The 24001-nt window shown below is 42.2% G+C and carries 21 protein-coding genes; 4 read left to right on the plus strand and 17 right to left on the minus strand.

Annotated features, from left to right (window positions below):
- Positions 1–20: 20 nt before the first annotated feature.
- Positions 21–746, minus strand: a complete 726-nt coding sequence (locus FKX85_RS02710; protein WP_141613267.1) for a hypothetical protein — start codon at positions 744–746, stop codon at positions 21–23.
- 728 nt (positions 747–1474) lie between these two features.
- Between FKX85_RS02710 and FKX85_RS02715 the strand changes: the two genes are divergently transcribed.
- The gene (locus tag FKX85_RS02715) at positions 1475–2767 is read left to right on the plus strand and encodes an O-antigen ligase family protein (RefSeq protein ID WP_141613268.1); all 1293 of its coding nucleotides are present in this window, start codon (positions 1475–1477) and stop codon (positions 2765–2767) included.
- A 451-nt stretch (positions 2768–3218) separates the two neighbouring features.
- Here FKX85_RS02715 and atpG read toward each other — a convergent pair whose 3' ends face one another.
- The 10 genes from atpG to FKX85_RS02765 all read right to left on the minus strand — a co-directional run bounded on the left by atpG (position 3219) and on the right by FKX85_RS02765 (position 10408).
- Positions 3219–4094 (minus strand): ATP synthase F1 subunit gamma, encoded by an 876-nt coding sequence (atpG, locus tag FKX85_RS02720; protein WP_141613269.1) that lies wholly within the window; start codon positions 4092–4094, stop codon positions 3219–3221.
- A gap of 51 nt (positions 4095–4145) precedes the next feature.
- Positions 4146–5723 (minus strand): F0F1 ATP synthase subunit alpha, encoded by a 1578-nt coding sequence (atpA, locus tag FKX85_RS02725; protein WP_141613270.1) that lies wholly within the window; start codon positions 5721–5723, stop codon positions 4146–4148.
- 35 nt (positions 5724–5758) lie between these two features.
- Positions 5759–6319, minus strand: coding sequence for an ATP synthase F1 subunit delta (gene atpH, locus FKX85_RS02730; protein WP_141613271.1), 561 nt, complete (start codon positions 6317–6319; stop codon positions 5759–5761).
- Positions 6320–6328: 9 nt separating this feature from the next.
- Complete coding sequence (locus tag FKX85_RS02735; RefSeq protein ID WP_141613272.1) at positions 6329–6823, minus strand: F0F1 ATP synthase subunit B; 495 nt, start codon at positions 6821–6823, stop codon at positions 6329–6331.
- 79 nt (positions 6824–6902) lie between these two features.
- Positions 6903–7160 (minus strand): ATP synthase F0 subunit C, encoded by a 258-nt coding sequence (gene atpE, locus FKX85_RS02740; RefSeq protein WP_015264455.1) that lies wholly within the window; start codon positions 7158–7160, stop codon positions 6903–6905.
- Positions 7161–7194: 34 nt separating this feature from the next.
- Positions 7195–8223 (minus strand): F0F1 ATP synthase subunit A, encoded by a 1029-nt coding sequence (gene atpB / locus FKX85_RS02745; protein WP_141613273.1) that lies wholly within the window; start codon positions 8221–8223, stop codon positions 7195–7197.
- Positions 8224–8242: 19 nt separating this feature from the next.
- Positions 8243–8629 carry a hypothetical protein gene (locus FKX85_RS02750; protein WP_141613274.1) on the minus strand — a complete coding sequence of 129 codons (387 nt, stop codon included), beginning with the start codon at positions 8627–8629 and terminating at the stop codon, positions 8243–8245.
- Between the two features lie 261 nt (positions 8630–8890).
- Complete coding sequence (locus FKX85_RS02755; protein ID WP_141613275.1) at positions 8891–9118, minus strand: AtpZ/AtpI family protein; 228 nt, start codon at positions 9116–9118, stop codon at positions 8891–8893.
- Positions 9078–9524: a bactofilin family protein gene (locus tag FKX85_RS02760; RefSeq protein ID WP_168196205.1), complete on the minus strand. Its 447-nt coding sequence runs from the start codon at positions 9522–9524 to the stop codon at positions 9078–9080. The genes FKX85_RS02755 and FKX85_RS02760 overlap by 41 nt, the downstream gene beginning before the upstream one ends.
- A 5-nt stretch (positions 9525–9529) precedes the next feature.
- Positions 9530–10408 carry a M23 family metallopeptidase gene (locus tag FKX85_RS02765; RefSeq protein WP_141613276.1) on the minus strand — a complete coding sequence of 293 codons (879 nt, stop codon included), beginning with the start codon at positions 10406–10408 and terminating at the stop codon, positions 9530–9532.
- 120 nt (positions 10409–10528) lie between these two features.
- Between FKX85_RS02765 and porW the strand changes: the two genes are divergently transcribed.
- From porW to uvrC, 3 genes are all read left to right on the plus strand, one after another.
- On the plus strand, positions 10529–13159 hold the full coding sequence (porW, locus tag FKX85_RS02770; RefSeq protein ID WP_141613277.1) for a type IX secretion system periplasmic lipoprotein PorW/SprE: 2631 nt from the start codon (positions 10529–10531) through the stop codon (positions 13157–13159).
- 7 nt (positions 13160–13166) lie between these two features.
- Positions 13167–15479: a penicillin-binding protein 1A gene (locus tag FKX85_RS02775; protein ID WP_141613278.1), complete on the plus strand. Its 2313-nt coding sequence runs from the start codon at positions 13167–13169 to the stop codon at positions 15477–15479.
- A 209-nt stretch (positions 15480–15688) separates the two neighbouring features.
- On the plus strand, positions 15689–17491 hold the full coding sequence (gene uvrC / locus FKX85_RS02780; protein WP_141613279.1) for an excinuclease ABC subunit UvrC: 1803 nt from the start codon (positions 15689–15691) through the stop codon (positions 17489–17491).
- Positions 17492–17536: 45 nt separating this feature from the next.
- Here uvrC and porN read toward each other — a convergent pair whose 3' ends face one another.
- The 6 genes from porN to FKX85_RS02810 form a co-directional block, all read right to left on the minus strand.
- On the minus strand, positions 17537–18358 hold the full coding sequence (gene porN / locus FKX85_RS02785) for a type IX secretion system ring subunit PorN/GldN (RefSeq protein ID WP_141613280.1): 822 nt from the start codon (positions 18356–18358) through the stop codon (positions 17537–17539).
- Between the two features lie 47 nt (positions 18359–18405).
- The gene (porM, locus tag FKX85_RS02790) at positions 18406–20007 is read right to left on the minus strand and encodes a type IX secretion system motor protein PorM/GldM (RefSeq protein ID WP_141613281.1); all 1602 of its coding nucleotides are present in this window, start codon (positions 20005–20007) and stop codon (positions 18406–18408) included.
- Between the two features lie 39 nt (positions 20008–20046).
- Positions 20047–20862, minus strand: a complete 816-nt coding sequence (gene porL, locus FKX85_RS02795; protein ID WP_141613282.1) for a type IX secretion system motor protein PorL/GldL — start codon at positions 20860–20862, stop codon at positions 20047–20049.
- 71 nt (positions 20863–20933) lie between these two features.
- The gene (gene porK / locus FKX85_RS02800; RefSeq protein WP_141613283.1) at positions 20934–22022 is read right to left on the minus strand and encodes a T9SS ring complex lipoprotein PorK/GldK; all 1089 of its coding nucleotides are present in this window, start codon (positions 22020–22022) and stop codon (positions 20934–20936) included.
- Between the two features lie 116 nt (positions 22023–22138).
- Complete coding sequence (locus FKX85_RS02805) at positions 22139–23116, minus strand: PorP/SprF family type IX secretion system membrane protein (RefSeq protein ID WP_141613284.1); 978 nt, start codon at positions 23114–23116, stop codon at positions 22139–22141.
- 79 nt (positions 23117–23195) lie between these two features.
- Positions 23196–23969, minus strand: a complete 774-nt coding sequence (locus tag FKX85_RS02810) for a uroporphyrinogen-III synthase (RefSeq protein WP_141613285.1) — start codon at positions 23967–23969, stop codon at positions 23196–23198.
- Between the last annotated feature and the right edge of the window lie 32 nt (positions 23970–24001).

Consider the following 24001-nt stretch of genomic DNA (forward strand, 5'->3'; position numbering starts at 1 on the left):
CTCACCGACCATTATTTAGATTACTGATAAGCAAACTTTGTTGTGATCTCATCGATCATTAGTTCTTTCTGCAAATTATAGGCATTGCTTGCTAATATCCTTTCACCTTCCCCCGGTGTATAGGCAGTCGTCCAAAAAAATACTGCGGCATGGACTGCTACAACCGATTCCACCGCCGCATATACTGCTACGGCTGCACCATGAATCGCTGCTACATAAATCCAACATGCCACAAAAGCAGAGCAACACATCAGCCTGGATGAGGTTGACTCAACTTCATCTCCCATCATTTTAGATTTAACCAATTTATCCAATTGACTAAAATCTACTTTTCCATCTTTGCCTATTATTCCTTCTGTTTCCAATTCCTGAGCTATATCCAAGCTTTGCGTATAATATCCGGAGATACTTGAAGCCAATAATGCTCTATGAAGCATGCTGGTACTTTCGTTCAATATACTCTCCACCCGGAAATAATCTCCACTTTCAATCTCATCTTTAAAGCTTTTAAAAAAAGTAGAATCATCCTCTTTTATTATTGACACCACTTCATCCGCAACTGACGAAAGCTGCTCTATAGCTTCCTTATTTTCACCAAGCTGAACTTTTTGCCCTAATTTCCGAAATAGATCTATCCTTTCGCCAATCTCACCTTCCATAAAGAAGATACCGCGAAAGAGTCCCTCGCCTGAGTAATCCTTTTTTAAATTGGCTTCCTCCTCAAAGGTTGACTGGCACATTGTCATAAAAAAAAGCAGTAAAACGCTTAAAGGTATGGTTACATACCACTTGTGTAGATTTTTTTTTAATTGATAAAATACTCATAATACTAGCAATTTAAGTTTCCCCTATCATTACATAAATATATTAATACATATTTGTTTTTAGAATATTTTTTAGAATTTAAATCTTTAAAAATTAATAATTCAAAATTAAATATGGTAAAAATAACCAGAAATAGATTAATAGTAATTATCGCTTATTCTCTCCTGCTATCTAATTCGCTGATAGCTTCCATAGAGATAAAAAATGGGATATATATAGCAAAAACATTTCATTTTATTGGAATAAGCATATTTATGGCATGGGTATCCCATTATTTCTTAATCACTAAAACTAAGGTGCCCATCGGTATAAACAAAATGGACATACTGGTAATAATCACTTACTTGTACTATATCATAAATTCATTTGTACAGAAGTCGACAGATGATATTAGTATCCTACTTATTCCCGGTTTTTTGATCTTTTGGTACTTTTTCAGTAAATCCTTGACTCAAAATTTTCCAAGTACTTTTGTATTTAGTCTTTCTTTTTTAATTGTACTATCTTCCACCTTAAACTCTACACTCGGGATATTACAATGGGCCGGTATTATGAGGAGCTACCATACTCTTTTTAAGGTTACGGGACTCTTTACCAATCCGGCACTTTCGGCGGTTATCTAGCGGCCTGCTTACCTATTGTACTTTCCATGTACAGCCACTTATCTACAGACAACTATAAGTCAAGATTTTTCAAATATTTCCTTTTAACGACTTCTGTCTGCGTTTTTTTTAATATTTGCCTTACTGAAAGCAGGGCAGCTATATTAGCGGGGATTTTAGGATGCAGTATATTAGGATTTCCCCATATCCATCTTCAATTCGTGAAAAGAAAAATCCCTGCATTACTCTTTCTAGCATCTATAATAATTCTTGGTATGGCTGCCCTGTACTTATGGAAAACTGATTCTGTAATAGGACGATTATTTATTTGGAAGATATCTATTAGACTATTTATGGATTACCCACTTTTTGGTATTGGCCCTAATCATTATACTTATAATTTTGGGCACAATCAGGCCGACTACTTCCAGTCAGGAAGAAGCACAATCGGAGAAGAGAGAATAGCAGGACTGGGAGAGTTTACCTTCAATGAATACCTTGGGATAGCTGTAAATATGGGGATTGTAGGGCTGGGATTGGTGCTGTTGATCATATATTTTCTTGTTCGCGGGTCTCTTGACATTCTCGTATCACGGAATAATAAGAAAAACACATTTCTCATCGGTTGCATAGGATCGTTGGCAAGTATACTTCTTTTTGCTTTCTTTTCTTACCCTCTTTCCGTTTTACCTATTTGCATCCATCTTGTCCTCATCTGTGGCATACTTTCATCAAACCTACAGGACATAAGCAAGTCATCTATTAAAAAAAGGTTAATCCGGTGGTTTGTTTGTATTACTTTCCCTGTTACCGTAGCCCTACTATACCATTATTATAATTATGCCCAAAATTTAGTAAAATGGCAACAGGCCATTGAACTGGAAGCACAGGGAAAACTCTTGCGTGCCCAAGAACAAATGACAAAACTGTATAATAGATTCGATAATAATCCAAGTTATCTGGTAGATTACGGATCAATTTTGTTCAACAATAAAAAATACCTGCGTGCTGAAAAGCTATTATCTTTAGCGAGTCAAAAAACTACAAGTCCTTATTTATACGAAATGCTCGGCCAGTGCCAGCAAATAAACGGGAAGGTAACTGTGGCTGCTGAAAGCTTCATTTTTGCACATTATTTATTACCCTATCGCTTTAAACCAAAATATTTACTATGGAAATTGTACCTACAAGAGGGTCAAAAAGACAAAGCAAAATCAATAGCTAAAGAAATAGTAAGTATGCCGGTAAAAGTGGAAACCTACATGGTAACACGAATGCGAAGGGAAGCAGAAAGATTTTTGAAAGAAAGCTCGCCAACTCATTTAGCCCCAATCAAATAAAAAAGGTTCTATATGATTTACCGTGGGCAACTTTTTACTTTGCTTGCCAAATTCCAGTGTGGCTTTCGCCTCATCACCTTTGTTACTTTTTTCTACAGGTGAAAAAAGTAACCAAAACCTGTCCACCTGTGGAGGAAACCCCGCTACGATGAGCTATTTGACTAAAATCAAAGCCTGCACTTGCGTAGGAAAACTCCTCCATTTGAGCAGCCAATCAAATTTTTGGGCTAATCCACGTCAGTCAAGCCTGCACCTTTTCCATCCTACTTCTTTGATTTTTTAATCTCAAATACCTCAAGACAGAACAGAAAATTCTCCCTTGAAAGAATTATGCTTCAACTATAAAATAACTTGCCTCTTATCTTTATCCACTATAATCCATATAGAGCCATAAAAAAAGCTTTCCGCCAGGCGGAAAGCTTTTTTTATTTGATTTACTTTTTCCTCAATCTTAATTACCACCCAATGCTTCCGCACCGGCAACAATCTCAAGGATTTCGTTTGTAATAGCAGCCTGACGAGACCTATTGTACATCAAGCGTAAGTCTTTGAGCAATTCACCAGCATTCTCAGTGGCTTTGTCCATTGCTGTCATACGTGCACCATGCTCAGATGCATTACTTTCCAATACAGCTTTATAAAACTGGATTTTAAGGGAAGTAGGCACCAGCTCCTGAATGATATATTCCCTGGAAGGCTCCATGATATAATCCATAGTGGTAGCGGAAACCTCCTCTTCACTTTCGTCTATTTCCATCGGTAGAAACTGCTCATTTCTTACCACTTGAGTTGCTACATTTTTAAACTCGTTGTACACCAATACGACTTTGTCATAAGTGCCCTTTTCAAACTCGTCCATTGCATATTCTGCAGCCTCTCTCACTTTGTCGAAAGAAAGATCTGTGAACACTTGATAGAAATCATCCACCAACGTCACATCTCTCTTTTTGAAAATATCGTATGCCTTTTTACCTAAAGGAAGCACCGTAATGTTTTTACCGGCATACTCAGTATTGATAGCTGCTGATGCGGCTTTGATAATATTGGTATTAAAGGCTCCACATAGTCCTTTATCTGAAGTAACAGGAACGATCAACACATTATTGATGGCTCTTTTTTCAGCATATACCAAATCGCTGCCTCCTTCAATTCCTGCAGAAACGTTATTAAGAATGGCAGTTAATTTCTGAGAATAAGGACGCATTTGGATGATCTTATCCTGAGCCCTCCTTAGCTTCGCAGCAGCTACCATCTTCATTGCCTTGGTAATTTGCTGTGTCGAAACAACTGAGTTAATCCTTTCTTTTACTTCCTTTAAGTTAGCCATATCATCAAATAGAGAATAAGGGCTCCGCCCCAATAAGGGCGGAGCAATTAATTATTTTGCGTACTTAGGTGTAAGTTCTTTAGCTGCTTTTTCAAGTAATTTACCAGCAGTATCCAAGTCTCCTTTAGCCAGGGCGGTAATCGCCTCTTGGTACTGGGAAGTAAGCAACGTATAGAATTCCTTTTCGAATTCCCTTGCTCTTTCTACTGGCACGCTGTCCATCAATCCTTTGGTAGAAGCATAGATAATAGCTGCCTGTAGTTCTACTTTCACAGGAGAATACTGTGCTTGCTTAAGGATCTCCTGGTTTCTTCTACCCCTTTCAATGGTTCTCTTAGTGGTGGCATCCAAATCGGAACCAAACTTCGCAAACGCCTCCAGCTCACGGAACTGGGCCTGATCAAGCTTCAACGTACCGGAAACTTTCTTCATGGACTTGATCTGTGCGTTACCACCTACCCTTGACACGGAGATACCCACGTTGATCGCTGGACGAATACCGGCGTTAAAAAGGTTGGTCTCCAAGAAAATCTGACCATCTGTAATGGAGATCACATTGGTAGGAATATAAGCAGATACATCACCAGCCTGTGTTTCGATGATTGGAAGGGCAGTCAATGATCCACCACCTTTCACCAATGGCTTAAGGGATTCTGGAAGGTCATTCATCTCCCTGGCAATCTTATCGGATGAGTTGATCTTCGCAGCTCTTTCCAATAATCTTGAGTGAAGATAGAATACATCACCCGGATATGCCTCACGTCCCGGAGGTCTTCTTAGCAATAGGGAAACTTCACGATACGCTACTGCTTGCTTGGAAAGGTCATCATAGACCACCAAAGCAGGACGCCCGGTATCCCGGAAGAACTCACCAATGGCAGCACCCGTAAATGGCGCAAAGAACTGCATGGGCGCTGGCTCTGAAGCTGGTGCCGCTACTACTACCGTATAGGGAAGAGCACCGCCTTTTTCCAGGGCGGCTACCACACCTGCTACCGTAGAAGCCTTCTGACCGATGGCTACGTAGATACAGAAAACTGGCTCTCCTTTTTCGTAAAATTCCTTTTGATTAAGAATGGTGTCAATGGACACGGCAGTTTTACCTGTCTGACGGTCACCAATGATCAATTCCCGTTGACCTCTACCGATCGGAATCATCGCATCGATAGATTTGATACCTGTCTGAAGTGGTTCGTTTACTGGCTGACGGTAGATTACACCTGGTGCTTTACGCTCCAATGGCATATCGTAAAGTTCTCCTTCGATAGGGCCCTTTCCGTCAATTGGTTGGCCAAGGGTATCCACTACCCGGCCCAACATACCTTCACCCACTTTGATAGACGCAATTTGCTTGGTTCGTTTTACAGTGTCCCCTTCTTTTACTTCTTTGGAGTCACCGAAAAGTACCGCACCTACATTGTCCTCTTCTAGGTTAAGTACCATTGCTTTGAGTCCGTTTTCGAACTCCAGCAATTCACCAGATTGAGCTTGGGATAGTCCGTAGATACGGGCTACACCGTCACCAACTTGCAGGACTGTGCCTACTTCTTCCAGTTCAGCTTCCGTTTTAGCGCCTGAGAGCTGCTCTCTCAAGATCGCCGAAACTTCATCAGGTCTTACTTCTGCCATTCTTGAATATAGTTATATAGTTTTTCCTGTATTTATTAAATCTGCTTCTCGTAATGATCATGCGAGAATTCTAATTTCAATGCTTTCAGCTTGCTGTTCATCGACTCATCCAGCTGACGGTCGTTCACTTTCAAGACGAAACCACCTATAATGTCTTTATCCACCTTCTCTACCAACTCCACCTTCTGTTTCCCAGAAATATCCTTTACCGTATCAGCAAATACCTTCCGAAGCGCTTCGTTCATAGGAAAAGTAGTAGTTACTTCAGCTATTTGGATGCCCTGGTGCAGGTTATAAAGCTCCAGAAATGCTTTGGCAATATCAGCTATAATATCTTCCCGATGCTTCCGGGAAATAATATCATAGAAGGACAAGGTAAGTTCCTGAGCTGTTCCGGAAAATATCTTATTGATAACGTTGGCTTTTACATCAGGCTTTACGATAGGGCTCTTTAGCATCAAGGCAAAATCCCTATTGGAACCCGCCACCTTTAGCAATGACTCCATATCCTGATGTACTTCATTCAGTATACCTCTTTCATCTGCCAATTCCAATAAAGACTTGGCATACCTCGAAGCGACTCTTTTAACTGACATTTGCTACGATTAATTTAACTTAAGATCTTTAACAAACTCCTCTACCAACTCTTTTTGCGCCTTGTCACTTTCAAGGTTCTTGCGCAACAATTTCTCTGTTACTTCCAGCGCAAGTGTAGCCACTTGGTTTTTAACTTCTGACAATGCAGCTTTTTTCTCTGTTTCAATTACCGCTTTGGCATCTTCAATCATTTTGGCGCCAGCCTTGGAAGCCTCAGTCTTGGCCTCTTCAATCATCTTTGCAGAAGTCTCGTTGGCTGTTTTTAAAATCTGATCACGCTCTAGTCTAGCTTCTTGAAGCAGTTTTTCATTCTCTGCCTTAAGGTTTGCCATTTCATTTCTTGCATTTTCTGCAGCTTTCAGCGCACCCTCAATAGCCGTCTCACGCTCATCAAGCGCGGAGAGAATAGGTTTCCAAGCAAACTTGCCCAGGATAATCAATAAAATCCCAAAACCGATAATTTGCCAAATGATTAGTCCAGAACCAGGAATTATAAGATCCATCTATATAAAGTTTTAAACTGTTTTGTTCAAATAATAAAGTAGGGACGGGCCTAACGCCCATCCCCATTCTTTGCACTTCTTAGAAAGTGATGTTCTCGTTAAGGGCAATAAGTAGACACACTACCACTGCAAACAGAGATACCACTTCAATAAGGGCTGCAATAATCAACATAGCAGTTTGGATTTTACCAGCTGCTTCAGGTTGTCTTGCAATACCTTCCATAGCCTGACCACCGATTCTACCGATACCAAGTCCTGCGCCTATCGCTACAATACCAGCACCGATCCCTGCACCCAAAAGTGCCAGGCCGGCAGACAACAATAATGAAGTTAACATACGTGTTATAATTTATAAATTGAACAAAGAAATTCTAGTGATGATCGTGTTCTGCTACTGCCTGTCCGATATACATCGCAGAGAACAACGTAAATACATAAGCCTGAATGGCCGCTACCAACAACTCTATCAAGTTGATGAATACTACCATTACCGTACTGGCTACCCCTACAGCATATGATTCGAAAACGAAGATCAAGCCAATGAAGCTAAGGATTACAATGTGGCCTGCCGTGATTGCGACAAAAAGTCGCACCATCAGGGCAAATGGCTTGGTAAACAAGCCGATAATTTCTACTGGGACAATAACAATAAGCAGCGGTAAAGGTACGCCTGGTGTAGCGACCACGTGCTTCCAGTAGTCCTTGTTGCCGTTAAGGTTAGTGACAAACCATGTGAATACCGCAAGTGTCATGGTAACAGCTATATTACCAGTCAGGTTAGCAGCACCGGGAACTAGTCCCATTAGGTTGCCGACCAAGATGAAGAAAAATATTGTCAATAAATACGGTGTGAATTTTCGGTATTTCGGGCCGATATTTGGCTTGGCCACTTCATCCCGCACAAACAACACCAGCGGCTCGATAATCGAGGCAATGCCTTTTGGTGCTCCATGGGGATTTCTTTTATAGTTTCTCGCAGCAGAAAGTACTGCCCAAAAGATCATAAACACAACAATGATCAGCATGGCCACGTTTTTAGTGATGGACAGGTCTACAAATGACCTGTTTTCATCCACCGCATGCAGCTTGTCATGTTCATTGATATAATAACCATTGTGCTCCGCACCAAAAGCGTGGGTTTCATGATCTTGGAAATCGCTGGACATATAAAGCTCCAATCCCCGATCACCAGAATAGATAATCACTGGCAATGGAAGCGTTACATGGGTATGCCCAAACGTAGCGAAATGCCACTCATGCGAATCCTTTATGTGGTGCATGATGAATCCCGTCTTGCTTTCACTTTCACCTTCAGCATCAGATGAAGCAAAAACTGTAGTCGAGAGCGCCAGCAAAAACACTGACATCAAGGTGCTTAAGCACAGAATCTTACGAAGCATCAACTCAATTATTATAGACCTACTTAGAATGAGGGCGCAAGTTAGCTATTAAGCTGTATATATCAAACAACAAGTACAACAAATAGATGATAAAAAAATCCGCAAAAAACAAAATCTTATTGTCTATTTCGGTAAATAAACAAATAGCAATAAAAATAAGGCTTGCTAAAAACCTTATGATTGTTGCGCCCATCAGTATCGCTACGGAATTTTCTTTCGATTGTTTTAACAAAAATTGAATAAGCTGTCCGCTTACCAACATTAAACCAAAGTAAAAAATGATGATCTGCCAAACACTGGAATGAACCCACTCCGGTTTGAGGAATTGCACCCCTAACGTCAGCAATGCCACAAAAACGGTGAGCAATATCAATGAACCAATGTGTGATTTAATAAACTCTATCATGTCTCCGGTGAAAATGAGCTGCAAAACTACGCATAAATTCTCATTTTAGAACGAACCTCTTCATTACTTCAATCCGCATTATACACTGGGACTTCGTTATAACCTGTCCTCCTGAAATCATTCGGGGAATGTCGGGAAGAACTAAAAGTGCTTCAATCGGTTTCTGGTCGCAGCACATAGGCTATTGCATTTTCGGGTTAACTAGCTGTCACATTAGTACTTAAAAAAACAACCTACATGGTCATACCCAGCAGCAGGTAATCACTTCTTTAGCGACATAAATAAGCTATAAAAGGCCACGACTATGGACACAAAGCAACATAAAAGCAGCCACACCGGAAATTTCATCTGGCTGCTTTCTTGGATTACCCATCCCAGCCATGTACCCAAGCCGATAATGGCACACATCTGAAAAGCCAGCCCAATGTACTTTACATATTCAGGGTATTCACCCTGCGGCGACTTCTTTTTCTGATTTTGATTTTTCATTCTTTAGAGAAACCGTATTCATTTCACTCTTTTCTTGCTTCACCGAATTATTGGTCATCCTGCATTCGCCGTTAAATACAGCGCCATTTTCGATAACCAGCTTTTTTGCGAAAATATTACCGTTTATGACAGCAGTCTTTTTGAGAAAAAGGATTTCTGAACACCTCACCTCTCCTTCCACATTGCCGGCTATCTCGGCCTCTTTGGTGTCTATATTACCGATCAACCGCGCTGATTCACCAATGACAATTTTAGTTTTGGAACATAGTGTCCCGTCTACTTTGCCCTCTATCCTGATATTTCCCTGTGTGACAATATCTCCTTTGATAGAAGTTTCCTTTGCAATTACATTACTGGAGTTTACCATCTCCGCTACTGATTTTTTTTCTTCTCCCTTATTAAACATAATTTTTAATCGAAGGTTATAAATTCTTGTGGGTTTAGAGGATTCCCCTTATACCATAATTCAAAGTGAAGATGCTGACCGGTCGTTTGTTCACCAGTATTCCCTACGACAGAAATGACTTCTCCACCCGTCACTGGTTCCCCAATAGATTTCAATAATACAGAATTATGTTTATAAATAGAAATCAGTTCATTGGAGTGCTGTACGGCTATGACATATCCCGTCTCCAGCGTCCAGCTAGCCAAGATCACCGTCCCATCGGCCACAGATTTGACAGGTTCGTTTTCTTCAGACACCAAGTCCACGCCCAAATGATCCTTGGACAGATCAAATCGTGCAGAAACCACCCCTTTGATCGGTGAAAAGAAAAAGGTCTCTGTAAACGAACTGCTATTGAGTTGCTGAAAACTACCTTCATCTGGTGGCATAGCCTCAAACTCATCAATAATCTCCTGAGTAGCTGCCCCTTTTTTATAAAGATCCTCACTGGTCGGAACACGTATAGGATCGGCCCTTTCGACGACACTGTCCCGCTGTGTCAAGGAATCGCCAGCGGTTTCCCCTGATATGATCTGCTGGATATTGTGCAGATAGCGATCTTTTGCTTCCACCTCTACCAATAAGCTGTCAACCGTCTGGGAAAGGGAATAAATTTTCTTCATGTTTTCCGATTCCTGGTATGCAGGATCAAACCAACTGGCCAAAAGCGTCCTTGATAATATGAGCGAAATCATGAAAAAGACCAATAAAGTAAACACCAATACAAGGCCTACTTTTATCTTATTGATACTTAAAGAAGTAATGACTGAAAAGTCTTCCTCCCTCCTGATGACGAAAAGGTATTTGTTTTCGATCCAGTTTTTTATCTTTTGTTGTAATCCCAAAATATGTCAAGTTTACCTGATCGCCCAATATTACAAAATTACAAGATTAAACGTAAGCGTTTACATTATTGATTCAAAAACACTAATTTGGGAACTTGAAATTGATTTAAGCATCGTAACGTGAGAAAGACTTCAAATTTTCTTATTTTTCTATTTTTCCTTTTGCTAGGGTGTTCTTCAGAAAGAAACACTTTTACCAATAGACTGTACCATAATGTAACTGCCCGGTTCAATGCCTATTTTCTTGCAAAAGAAAAAATCGAGGAAGCCGAAGCAAGTTTCAGGGATGCCTATCAAGAGGATTATACCCAAGTACTTCCCGTATATTTCCCTATTGATAGTGCCTCTGTGGATGCCAATGAAGAAAAGCTGAATGAAGCCCGTGAGCTGGCGGGAAAGGCCATTGACTGGCACCGCATCAGCCGATGGGTAGACGACAGCTACTTCCTGCTTGGGCTTATCGATTATTATGAAGCCAATACCGATGATGCCATCAACACGTATAAATACCTTAATGTAAACAGTAAGGACAAGGAAGTGCGGCATCAGGCCCTTATCCAATTGCTCAGGATTTTTGTGGAACAGCGGAAGTTTGACGATGCTTCTTATGTAATTGATTTTCTCTCCAAGGAAACTGATATTTCAAAAGACAACAAACAAAAACTTTATAAAACACTGGCCTACTATTATGAAGTGCGACATGAACAAGAAGGAGTCATCGCCGCACTGGCCAAATGCATTGAGGTGACCACAGATAAGTACGAAAAGTCCCGGCTAAACTTTATCCTGGCCCAACTTTACCAACGTGCGGGTTTTGATGCACGGGCCTATGATTACTACAATGACGCCTCAGAAGGCAACCCTCCTTATGAACTGGCCTTCTTCAGCCAACTGTACGCCCAACAGGTGGCTGAACTCGAAAAAAGCAAGGACCTTAAAAAGGTACGGGATTATTACGACAACCTGTATAAAGACCGCAAAAACGTCGACCTCAGGGACGTAGTGCTCTATGAAAAGGCACTTTTCGAACTCAAACAAAACGAGACCGAAGTAGCAATCACACTTCTTCACCAGGCAGCCCTAGAGCCTGGGAAACTCGAAAAACAAAAAGGCTACATCTACCAAAAACTGGCAGAGATTTTCTTTGATGAAAAAGAGGATTACAGGGCTTCCAAGTACTATCTCGACAGTGCCCTCCAACACTTCAAGCCTACCGACTCCAACTACGAGATTCTTTCATCCAAAAAAGACGTTCTGGACAGGTACACGGCCAATTATGAATTATTAACTGAAAATGACAGCTTGCTGAGGCTAAGCCAAATGAGTCCTGAAGAGCAGGAAAAAATCGCCGAAAACTATATTAGAACCGAAGAGGAACGCTTACTGGCTGAAGCAGAAGAGAAAAGCGCCCAAAAGAATGCTGGCATTTTTGATAATTTCTTGGCCTTTGGAGGCAATGCTTCTGCCTCCTCCTTCTATTTTGACAATCCCACCGTCATGCAAAAAGGAGAAATCGAATTTTTTAGAAATTGGGGAAATAGGGCACTGGAAGACAATTGGCGTCGTACGTCCAGCAGTTTCGGGAACACGGTTTCTTCACTTCCCTCTGCAAAGGACACCACCTCAGCCAGTCCAATCAGCCAAGAGGACAGCATTCGGGGTATACTTCCTGATAAAGCAAGCTTGCTGGCCAATATTCCCAGGGATCCAGAACAAATCTCCCAGCTGAACGACCAAATGGAAGAAGCCCGGCTGGAACTGGGAAAAGTATTGTTTTTCGATCTAAAACGTTCGGACATGGCCAGGGAATACCTCACAGACCTACTGCAATTTCATCCTGATTCTGAGAAAAAATCAGAAGCCTACTATACGCTTTACCTGATAGAAAAAGAAACCGGTGGCAGCACGGCTTATTATGTCAGCAAGCTGAACAAGGAATTCCCTGATTCGCCATTTACAAAATCGGTCAACAACCCCGTCAATGAAACATCCAGCACAGCGGCCAACAAAACTGCTGAGGCCAATTATAAAAAAGCCTATACTGCTTTTAAAGCTAATGACTATACCACGGCCAAAACCCTCACCCAGAGTACGCTTAACAGCTATCCACTTACTGAGGTGACCGACAAGCTTTTGCTCCTTGATATCATGCTAACAGGAAAACTGGAACCCAATGAACGCTATCAAGAGCGGCTTGAAGATTATATTGAAAACACCGAAAATACCGCTCTGGTAAAAATGGCAAGAAATATGCTAGTAGCATTGACTGGAGAAAAAGAAGAACAGCAGATCGTTGCGGCAGACTCTACCAATATAAGTGATTCACTGCGTGTAAATAACGCAGAAAAACAGCTTGCCTTAGATAGCTTGGGAGCTGAAAAGCAGGTTTATAAACTAAACAGAGAACAAACCCATATATTTATTTTGGTCATTGATCCTGAAGCGATCACCCAAACCAAAAATTTAAGTGCAGAGTTAGAGAATTTTCATGAAAAGAATTTTCAAGATTCAAGGCTCAGAACAGGGAATCTGTCTTTCACCCGCAATCAATCAATTTTGCTGGTCAGCCCCTTTTCTAATGCAGACAAAGCCATGGACTACAGAAGGAAGTTCTTAACAGAATTTAAGTACCAGGGATTACCTGAGGAATTAAAAAAGCGTAGTTTTGTAATTTCAATCCAAAACTTCCAGCAGCTGAACAAAAGGAAAGACATTGCTGAATACGAGGTCTTCTTTAAGTCCTCCTATTGATACGAACATGAGTAATAAAAAAAACACCACTAAAACCCGATCATTAGCGGGAAAGATCATCAAGGGCCTATGGATCGCCCTTTTTGCAGGCCTTTTTGGCTTCGCCATCTTTGTTTGGTCCGTAAGTGTGGACTTTCTAGGCCTATATGGGGACCTTCCCGACTTTAAGGCCTTGGAGAATCCAGAAAATGAATTGGCCTCAGAACTCTATTCTGCCGATGGCGTGCTACTGGGAAAATATTACCGCGAAAACCGATCGCCAGTAACGTACAATGAACTCTCCAAAAACCTGATCAATGCCCTTGTCGCTACGGAGGATATCCGTTTTGAAGACCATTCGGGGATAGACCCAAAGGGCTTGGCAAGGGTCCTTTTTAAGACCATCCTAATGGGACAAAGCAGTGCCGGCGGGGGCAGTACACTCAGTCAGCAAACTGCCAAAAACCTCTTTAAAACCAGGGGAGAGGCATCACAAGGCACCTTAAGCGGCGTCCCCGGCCTTGGGATGCTCATTATCAAAACCAAAGAGTGGATCGTGGCCACACAGCTGGAAAAAGCCTATACCAAGGATGAGATCCTTACCATGTACCTGAATACTTCCGAGTTTGGCAGTAATGCTTTTGGCATCAAAACGGCTGCCAAGACCTTCTTCAACAAAGCTCCAAAAGACCTTAATATCCAGGAATCAGCTGTATTGGTAGGACTTTTCAAAGCTCCGACCTATTACAGTCCAGTTTATAATCCCGAAAATTCCACCAGAAGAAGAAATACGGTACTCGGTCAACTGATGAAGTATGACTACCTCACGCAAGCTCAGTACGACAGTATTTCCCAAATGCCAATTGAGCTGGACTACAACGTGGAAAGCCATAACAGAGGACTGGCCACCTATTTCCGTGAAATCGTGAAATCTGACCTTCTCAAATGGGCTAAGGAAAACCTTAAAGCTGATGGAGAGCCTTATGACCTTTATGGAGATGGGCTGAGAATTTATACGACCATTGACAGCCGTTTGCAGAAATATGCTGAGGAATCCGTTGATGAACACATGAGGGAACTCCAAGCTAAGTTCGTTACCGAACTCCGGGGTAGAGAGCCCTGGGTGGACAGTAACAACAGGGTAATACCAAACTTCCTGGAAACCATGATCAAAAGGACGGAAGCCTATCGTGTACTCGTCAATAAATACGGATCAGAATCTGATTCGGTGGCCATCAAGTTGAACGAGAAGAAAAAAATGAAAGTGTTCTCTTGGGAAAAAGGAGAAATCGATACCGTGATGAGCTCTATGGACTCTTTGCGCTATTACAAAACATTTCTGCAGGCAGGTTTTGTTTCGATGGACCCCCGATCTGGCCATATCAAAGCTTGGGTAGGTGGGCTGAACCACAAATACTTCAAGTATGATCACGTCCGAGAAGGGAGACGACAGCCAGGGTCTACCTTTAAGCCATTCGTCTATGCCGCAGCCATTGAAAATGGTTACAGCCCTTGCTATACGGTAGTGGACCAGCCGGTAGAAGTAAACATCCCCGGTCAACCTACTTGGAGCCCAAGCAATGCGGACGGTAAATTCACTTATGAAAAGATGACTATCCGCCAGGCCATGGCCCAATCCATCAACTCTATTACTGCTTACATGATGAAGCAGATAAGTCCTGAAGTGGTGGTCGAAATGGCCCATAGGCTTGGAATTACCAGCGACCTGGATCCCGTACCAGCATTGGCATTAGGAACAAGTGATGTTTCCATTTTGGAAATGGTAGGTGCCATGAGCACTTTTGCCAATAAAGGTGAACACATTAAACCTTACTATATCGATCGCATAGAAGATAAAAACGGCAATGTACTCCACCAGTTCCCAGCACGTAAAAGCCCTGCCATGAGTGAAGAGGACGCTTACTTAATGCTCCACATGCTACAAGGTGGCTTTCAAGAACGCGGCGGTACCAGCCAAGGCGTTCCGATGCACCTCAGGGAAGGCAATGAACTAGGGGGTAAAACAGGAACTACTCAGAATGCTTCGGACGGCTGGTATATCGGACTTAGCAAAGATTTGGTATCTGGCGTTTGGGTAGGCGGTGACGATAGGGCCGTCCACTTCAGAAGCTGGATCAGTGGTCAAGGAGCCAGAACCGCTCGTCCGATATGGGTAAAATACATGACCAAAGTGTATGAAGATCCTACCTTGGGAATCACCAAAGGTGCTTTTGAAAAGCCCGAAAGGCCACTTAGTGTCGAGCTGAACTGTGACGAATACGAAATCCAAACAGATGAATATACCGACTTCGACTATGACCAACGAAGCAATGACTTCTAATGGCCAAATGCCTTAGTCAAGCCACGGAAAGTTATCAAAAAACGAGGCTGTCTCATAAATTGACTCGACATCGCAGAAGGAGCGAAGTGATCTCAAGGAGCTATTTCTGCTACTACAAAGGGATTGCTTCAGCTAATATTCATCCGAATCATTCCCTTTGGGACAATGATGTAGTATTATGAGACAGCCCTTTTTTTTATATTTGTTTTATGCAAAGCCCTTCATACAGCCCTGAAGAATACAATAAGCTCCCTGATGTACCTGGGGTATACAAATATTACAATGATGACAGCAAGCTCATCTATGTAGGCAAGGCTAAGAGCCTCAAAAAACGGGTAGCCAGCTATTTCGTAAAGAGTACTGGACTAAACCTTAAAACACGACGAATGGTCAAAGAAATCCGTCGGATCGAATTTACCATTGTCAATTCGGAGTTTGATGCTTTGCTGCTGGAAAATAACCTGATCAAAAAAAACCAACCTCGGTATAATATCCTCCTAAAGGACGACAAAACATACCCCTACTTGTTGCTTACCAAGGAGCATTTCCCTCAGCTCTATCCCACCCGTAAGCTCATTCCTTCCAGAGGCACCTACTATGGCCCTTTTGCCAGTGTCAAGGCTATGAACAACGTGTTGGAACTGATCAGGAGTCTTTTTACAATACGTACTTGTAAGCTAGATCTAAATCCGTATAAAATCGCTGAGCAGAAATACAAAGTCTGTTTGGAATACCATATCGGTAATTGCCTGGGACCATGTGAAGGCTTACAGGGCGAACCTGACTATATGAAAGACATCGATCAGGCAAAGAACATCCTCAAAGGCAACCTTGGAGTGCCAAAGGCCTACTTTAAAAGCAGAATGCACGAAGCTGCCCAAAACCTAGCTTTTGAAAAAGCCCAGCGAATTAAGGACAAACTGGATCTGCTCGAAAAATACCAGGCCAAATCACTGGTGACCAACCCCCACGTCACGGACCTGGATGTCTTTGCCATTGTCTCTGCGGATAAATTTGCCTTTGTCAATTACCTAAACATCAAAAACGGGGCGATCAACATCACCAAAACCGTAGAGCTCAAGAAGAAACTCGACGAAACCGAACAAGAACTCCTTCTCACGGCCATCTTCCACCTGAAGGATCAGTTCCAAAGTGATGCAAAGGAGATCCTCAGTAATATTGACCTGGATGAACCTATCGAAGGATTGCACCTTACCGTGCCTAAAATAGGGGACAAGCGAAAGCTGGTCGAACTTTCCCTTAAAAATGCCATGTACTACAAAAAGGAAAAGGCATTGCTCAGCGGAAAGGCCAAAGAAAAGAAAAACAGGGTATTGCTCCAACTCCAAAAAGATCTCTCCCTTAAGGATATTCCTGATCATATCGAGTGCTTTGACAATTCCAATATACAAGGCAACTATCCTGTAGCCAGCATGGTGTGTTTTCTGGACGGAAAGCCCGCCAAAAAAGAATACAGGCACTTCCATGTCAAAACAGTAGAAGGGCCTGACGACTTTGCGAGTATGACAGAGATCGTAGGCAGAAGGTATAAAAGACTCATCAAGGAAGACAAGCCCCTTCCAAAACTCATTGTGATCGATGGTGGAAAAGGTCAACTTTCTGCAGCAGTGGAAGCCTTAAAATCCTTGGGCATCTACGGACAAGTACCTATCATCGGCATTGCCAAAAAACTGGAAGAGATCTATTTTCCTGGTGACTCATTTCCACTACATATCGACAAAAAATCTGAATCATTGCGTCTTATCCAGCGCACCAGGGACGAAGCCCACCGTTTTGCCATCACCTTTCACAGGGATATCCGCAGCAAAGACGCTTTTAAGACAGCACTTGATACCATCGAGGGCATTGGTCCCTCTACTTCCAATAAACTCTTAAAGCATTTCAAATCCTTGAAAAAAATCAGGGAAGCTTCTGAAGATGACCTTGCCGAGATCATTGGCAAAGACAAGGCCAGTAGGATCATCAACTTTATAAAACTGGAAAGCAGGTAATTTTACATCACCTGCTTTCCAGTTAATTTACTTAGCTTTTGGAAATTACCATTCCCAAAGACTGTTTTCGAATTCCAAAAGATCGTATTCAAATTTCAGCCCATCCAAATACGCCTGTAGCTCCGGATTGGGATTTTCAGGATTTACCATATCTGCAATCAGGGCATTGTCCGCATTGGAGTATTTCCTCACCACCGATTTAAACAGTCTCAGGTCAAAAGCCTGGCTATAGGAAAGATCCTTTGAAGTATTGCTGAAATTTATCCATTTTGCCTCGGGGTGGTTCTTGAAATACTCATAAAAGTCCTTGAACCGAATATAAGCGATGCTTTTTTCACCGGCATTGGCATTGGTCTGCGAAGGCATCACCAAGTGGATGTATTTCACATCAAATTTCACTTGGGAATGGTGCTTGTCAAACAAGAAATCTTCCCTGAAATCCAAATAATAAAGGTTCTTCACAAAGATGCTGTCACCATTGGCAGACATCCAGAAGTTATTCTGAAAATCAGCAATGGACAGGGGCTCAGTAAACTCCTCATCGGCAAATAGCTCAAATGCATTTTCCTCAGTCACTGCCTTATAAATGCTATAAATGATGCCATTACGTTTGGTATCTCCTGTACCGTAAAGGGGATGGTTGTATTTTTCACGAAGGTCTACCCTTCTCCACACACCTATCTGGTACATCTTATCGTCTTCCCGGATAGGATGGGCAGAAAAAACAGTATCCACCTCAAATTGCCTATCTCCAGTCGCCGAAGGATCTACACTCGTGGAACCAGTCTGTCCAAAGACACTTGGACTGACAGCCATCAAGATCACCATCAACAATGGAGCGATGTATTTTGCTTCTATTCGTTTCATAACCATGTATTTTGCTTCATAAGAAAAGCCATTAACCACACACCGAATTACTTAATTGCAATACGCTCTATATGGTTAACATTACTTTTTATCTTTTGACCTTGGAAGTTAGTTCTGGTCACTTCCGTTACTTGAATCACCAGATAATCACCACTTCGGGCAGCGGCAAGCAATTGTCTTATTGCTATATCCTCGCCACTAATATTGACCTGGTCCCTAGGCACTTCATTTCTCAGCAGTTTTACTACACCACCAGAAACCTGAAACCGTGCATCCTTAGGCATGGTCCTGCCAAAGGTAGGCTCTGGTACAGCTTTTATCTTTAGCTGAGAAGGTCCCGGAGCCGGAAAAGGCACACTGGTATCTATTTCTCTTTCCCCGTTAAAGGCTGTGATAGTCGGTGCAGGAACTGGGCGGATATCATAATTAACCGTTCCGATTTTGGCACCACCACTGCTTACGCCAATGTTTACTTTTCCTGAATTAGCAGGAATAATGGTCACATCACCAGGATTACTGCCCTTTATGGCCTGTCCATTGGTAACGGAAAACTCAGGTGCATAGCTATTGCCCAATGCGGGCACTTTAATGCTCAGTTCGTTTGCACATTGTGCATAAAGCTGCTGAATAGCCTCAGCGGTCACTTCGATGGTCGGATTGGCCACGAAATAGTCATAGTTTACACTCAACAGACTATCCTTACCATCGATATTTACAACCACTTCACCTTCCAAGGTACGCTTGGCAAGTCCCCTGTCATCATAACTGTCGGCAGGACCTACTGGAAAGCTAATTTTACCAAAACCGTTCTCCACAGGAACTTCTTTTCCGTTCACGCGCATTTTCGGTTGGGCCGAAGAAGAGGCCGAAGCGATAAACAGGTTGCCTTCAAATTTGGTCCCCGCCGCCACGATATTGGAGTTGGCAGCGACCATTGGTTCGAAGATATCGGCTTTATAGTAAAACGATCCCAAAGAGCGGGTAAGTGCTCCCAGGGATTCGGATTCGATATTTAGCACTTCGTTCTGATACTGACTTATAATGGCCAGCACCGCTCCGATAGGAGATTTTACAAAGTTCAGGTTTACGAAATCCTTGTACCTTACATCTGGGTCATTCTTGAACAAGTCGATTTCCTCGGCATCCTTGGCGATTCGCTCAAACTCCAACGGAATTCCAATTCCGCTCATTAATCCTTCGATCTCCTCCGGGTACCGATTAAGACGCTCTTGCATCTCATACCCTTTCTTGTTGTTATTAAAGATATTGCCAGCAATATCCGTATTTTTCAGAGCGCTGTTTTTGAATTGCCCTTCATCATTTTTTGCATTTGACTGCGTAATCAGTTCTTGTTTTAATCCTTCCAAATAGGAGAAAATCTCCGAAGTCTTTTCCCTGATTTGTTTAGCAGCTTCTACTTTGGGCAGGTCTTTTTCATTATTTCCCTGCTGTTCTACTGTTGCTTCAATATTACTGACGATCGATGCATTCTTTTCGATGTAGTTTTTGGAAGTTCTTTCCAAGCCATCGTTTAGAAGAATGAACTTTTGCAGTATTTGATTACTTACCTGTAGCGCCAAAAGAGCGGTCAGAACGAGATACATCATCCCGATCATCTTCTGCCTTGGCGTTTCTTTTCCACCGGCCATATATATCCAGTTAAATTATTAGTCCTACAATAAATTAAATTACCCCTTCATGGCCGTAAGCATACCGCCATAAATGCTGTTCAGGGAGCTAACGTTTTTATTTAGCTTGGCCAGTTCAGCTTTGAATGTTTCGGTTTCTTTACCTGCTTCATTCAAGCCTTCCATGGCTGCAGTAACGTTAGAATAGAATTTATTGAGCACCTTAACATGACTGTTAGCATCCTGCAATTCCATCTCATACACTGCGTTCAGTGCAGATAAATTTTGGGTCACTGAGACTACCTGATCTCTATACTCTTTGGCTTCATGGGAAGCATTTGACATTTCAGAAAGGGCCGCGGCAGTTTTACTGTAAGACTGGTTAATGTCCACCAAAGTCTTGGAAGCTACTTTTACATTTTCTGCATATTCATTGGTAGCCAGTGCAGCATCTGCTACTGTTCCCATTTTTTGGGTTGAATCAGCTAGATTTCTAAGCCCTTTACCAAGATTATCAATAAGGTCAGATCCAATATTGGCATCTTCAAGCATTTTGTCCAGCTTCTGAGCGGTCTGGTCACCGGAAGTCTGAACGGCCGCTCTTGCTTTCGGAGATGCCATCGGAGTAGATTCATCTGCAAGTTCTGGGTAGACCCTGCTCCAGTCCACCTCTTGGGATTTTGGTTCGAAAGCAGAAAGAAAGAAAATAACTGCTTCGGTGGACAATCCTACGCCGATCATTAGTGAAGCGAAAGGCCAATCCAAAATCTTGAACATTGCTCCCAAGATCACGACAGAGGCACCGATCCCATAAATTTTTGGCATTACTGAACCATAAAATTTGTGGGTGAAAGAAGTTTCGTTGTGTTTAGCCATAGGTAGTAAAAGTATGGTTTGTTAAATTAATGTGTAAGTGTGTGTGTGTGTGTGTGTATGTGTATAATTGATTAACGCCTTCTGGTAGCCCTAACATCCATGGAGCCAGATCGACCAATAAAGGTCATTACAGTTCTGAACCCAATATGGGCAGTTTTTACATCTTGGTACTCATAGGTGCGCGTACTGGTCTCCAGGTAATGGGCAATATCTTTCCAAGAGCCTCCACGAACGACCTTACGGGATTCGTTTATATCTTCATACTTGGGATCCAAGTCCCAGGTAAGTGCACTTCCTGCGGGATTATAAGCATCTTCTACCCATTCGGATACATTTCCTGCCATATTATAAATACCGAAATTGTTCGGGGCATAAGTATCTACCGGTGCCGTATACGCAAAACCATCATCGATATAGTTACCACGGCCTGGCTTAAAGTTGGCCATAAGGCATCCCCTCCTGTTTTTCAGGTAAGGACCTCCCCAAGGGTATTTGGCAATTTCCTTTCCTCCTTTGGCGGCATATTCCCATTCAGCTTCAGATGGCAACCTAAACCTTGGCATGTCATATTCCGACTTATCATTGGCATTCATATGGTAGCTCTTCCACTCACAAAACTTCTTGGCTTGTTCCCAACTGATTCCCACCACAGGATAATCATCAAAGGCAGGATGCTCAAAGTAGTATTCCATCAAAGGATCACCATAGTGGTGGGTAAAGCTCTGCGACCAAACAGTGGTGTCCGGCACGAGTTCATCGATATTAAACTGAGGAGGGTCTTTAAGCGTAGTTGGAGTAGACAGGGCCAATTCTCCCATTCTTACCGCTTCCAAAAACTGGCGGTATTTATTATTGGACACTTCGTATTTGTCCATATAAAACTCTGATATCGTTACCTGCTTGTTCAGCGAGGACTTGCTGACCGCAATATCTTCATCTGCTTGTCCCATCCAAAAAGTACCCGCTTTTACAGGCACCATCTCATGGGGAAGGGTCTGTTGCCATCCTGACCGATCCGGCACACCCGTAACTTCTCCAGACCTGTTGGCCTTTTCGCTAGCAGAACCCTTGCTACCAAATAGGCCGCATCCCTGCAGCAGTGCCATGGAAAGTAGCATCACGACCCCTGTCAAAAATCGTGAGTTCATTTTCTTGTACATATAAGACAATTTTGTTGACAATTCTTTATTTCTTCGATTAACGTGTTTTTACCAAGATCGAAATTTAAGAGAAAATACCAAAACATTGCAAAAAATCGGACAAAATTAACGGTTAATTAAAACCGGAATCTTGGTGTTCGTTGTATGATACTCTCTATTCTTTTAGTTACTGCTGGTAAATTATACGTTAACATAAACTCATGAGAGGTCGGGGCTTTTGCCTCGTTTCCACCCATCACCACATCAAAAGCATACCCTATCTTGAGGGATTTATCTCTCAACAATTTATACCCCAACAATACTGATAGGGACTCTTCGCCCCTATAGGCCAACCCACCGCTCATACGGTCATCATATGTCGCTATAACGCTCACATCATATGAAAAATTATTAAACCCTTCACTTTTTAATAAGATACTTGGGTCAAACGTTACTTGTGCAAAAGTCCTGATCTTATATCCCACCATCAAATAACTGTGATTGACCAGCTGGTTATCAAAAGTGTTTTCGCCAAAATCAAACGTCGGTTCATTGATATGACGACTGCTCAGTGCCAAGTAATACTTCGGTGCTTCATAAAGGATCCCTGCTCCAAAATTTGCACTCATCTGGCTTTCATTACCACTGGATGGGATGGAGGGGTCTGGATTCACCACATCGATCTCATCAAATTTGATGGTATTGGAAAACATTCCGCCCGAAACCCCTAAGCTCAAAACACCTCTTCTTATTTTCTTATGATAAGCTAAGGAAATATTCGCTTCTTGGCTGGTAGCAGGCCCAATGTCATCATTGATAAAAGTCACTCCCCAACCGAATGATGTCCCCGGGATCCTTCCGGAAGCTGTTACCAGTTGCGTGGTCGGAGCACCACCGTTTCCTGAGGATGTGGTGTAACCTAACCATTGGCTTCTATGCAATGCCGTAAATCGATAACCCGTATGATTTCCGGAGAAAGCAGGATTATAGTAGAGCCCATTATACATATACTGGGTAAACTGGGCATCTTGCTGTGCATAAACCATCGATGGACCAATACCCACAAGTAGTATTCCTGAAAAAAAAATAAAACTAAGGTAAATTCTCTTTTTCATGCGCTTCAAAAGTATATTGAATCTATATGACTAGTCTACACAATTATAATCGAATTTACCTTATAAATGTTGGGATTTTTTAGATGTTATTCACTTTTTTTATGTATAATTCAAGTGCCCCTGTCATACTTGGCGCATTGGGCATCGGTGCCTCAATGTCCAAAATCAAGTTTTGGTCCCGCACGCTTTTGGAAGTGGTAGGGCCAAAAGCAGCTATCCTGGTCGCTCCCTGATCAAAATCAGAAAAGTTGTGAATCAATGATTTGATGCCTGAAGGGCTGTAGAAAGCAAGGATGTCATACTTGATATCTTTCAAATCCGACAAATCGGCTGCCACCGTATGATAGATTACTGCTTCTGTAAATTCTATATTGGTCTTGGCCAAGTAATCTGGAATGTCATTTTTACGGATATCCGAACATGGGAAAAGATATTTTTCTCCTTTATGCTTCTTGAAGTAATCAAACAAATCCGCAGCTGTCCTTACGCCGACAAACAACTTACGCTTTCTGATCACGATGTACTTCTGAAGATAGTGAGCTGTCTGCTCAGAAATACAAAAGTACTTCATATCAGCAGGCATTTCGATTTTGAGTTCCTGGCAAATCTTAAAGAAATGATCGATGGCGTTACGGCTCGTAAAAATGACTGCCGTGTGCTTTAGAATATCGATTTTTTGCTTTCTAAACTCCCGGATTGAAACAGGTTCTACCTGTATAAAAGGCCTGAAATCAATTTTCAGATTGTATTTCTCGGCCAACTGAAAATAAGGAGATTTGGCATCTGAAGGTCGAGGCTGAGAAACCAAAATACTCTTCACCGGCCTAAATCTGTCCTTGGTAGATTTTGTCATATGCTCTTTTTCTTCTTTTGTTTTCTCTGGTA

The organism is Echinicola soli, assembly GCF_006575665.1.
GTDB classification, from domain to species: Bacteria; Bacteroidota; Bacteroidia; order Cytophagales; family Cyclobacteriaceae; genus Echinicola; species Echinicola soli.

Bases quoted from the DNA above. Each gene is read 5' to 3' on its own strand.
- FKX85_RS02710 (WP_141613267.1), bottom strand. From the start codon at position 746: ATGACAATGTGCCAGTCAACCTTTGAGGAGGAAGCCAATTTAAAAAAG.
- FKX85_RS02715 (WP_141613268.1), top strand. From the start codon at position 1,475: ATGTACAGCCACTTATCTACAGACAACTATAAGTCAAGATTTTTCAAA.
- atpG (WP_141613269.1), bottom strand. From the start codon at position 4,094: ATGGCTAACTTAAAGGAAGTAAAAGAAAGGATTAACTCAGTTGTTTCG.
- atpA (WP_141613270.1), bottom strand. From the start codon at position 5,723: ATGGCAGAAGTAAGACCTGATGAAGTTTCGGCGATCTTGAGAGAGCAG.
- atpH (WP_141613271.1), bottom strand. From the start codon at position 6,319: ATGTCAGTTAAAAGAGTCGCTTCGAGGTATGCCAAGTCTTTATTGGAA.
- FKX85_RS02735 (WP_141613272.1), bottom strand. From the start codon at position 6,823: ATGGATCTTATAATTCCTGGTTCTGGACTAATCATTTGGCAAATTATC.
- atpE (WP_015264455.1), bottom strand. From the start codon at position 7,160: ATGTTAACTTCATTATTGTTGTCTGCCGGCCTGGCACTTTTGGGTGCA.
- atpB (WP_141613273.1), bottom strand. From the start codon at position 8,223: ATGCTTCGTAAGATTCTGTGCTTAAGCACCTTGATGTCAGTGTTTTTG.
- FKX85_RS02750 (WP_141613274.1), bottom strand. From the start codon at position 8,629: ATGATAGAGTTTATTAAATCACACATTGGTTCATTGATATTGCTCACC.
- FKX85_RS02755 (WP_141613275.1), bottom strand. From the start codon at position 9,118: ATGAAAAATCAAAATCAGAAAAAGAAGTCGCCGCAGGGTGAATACCCT.
- FKX85_RS02760 (WP_168196205.1), bottom strand. From the start codon at position 9,524: ATGTTTAATAAGGGAGAAGAAAAAAAATCAGTAGCGGAGATGGTAAAC.
- FKX85_RS02775 (WP_141613278.1), top strand. From the start codon at position 13,167: ATGAGTAATAAAAAAAACACCACTAAAACCCGATCATTAGCGGGAAAG.
- uvrC (WP_141613279.1), top strand. From the start codon at position 15,689: ATGCAAAGCCCTTCATACAGCCCTGAAGAATACAATAAGCTCCCTGAT.
- porN (WP_141613280.1), bottom strand. From the start codon at position 18,358: ATGAAACGAATAGAAGCAAAATACATCGCTCCATTGTTGATGGTGATC.
- porM (WP_141613281.1), bottom strand. From the start codon at position 20,007: ATGGCCGGTGGAAAAGAAACGCCAAGGCAGAAGATGATCGGGATGATG.
- porL (WP_141613282.1), bottom strand. From the start codon at position 20,862: ATGGCTAAACACAACGAAACTTCTTTCACCCACAAATTTTATGGTTCA.
- porK (WP_141613283.1), bottom strand. From the start codon at position 22,022: ATGTACAAGAAAATGAACTCACGATTTTTGACAGGGGTCGTGATGCTA.
- FKX85_RS02805 (WP_141613284.1), bottom strand. From the start codon at position 23,116: ATGAAAAAGAGAATTTACCTTAGTTTTATTTTTTTTTCAGGAATACTA.
- FKX85_RS02810 (WP_141613285.1), bottom strand. From the start codon at position 23,969: ATGACAAAATCTACCAAGGACAGATTTAGGCCGGTGAAGAGTATTTTG.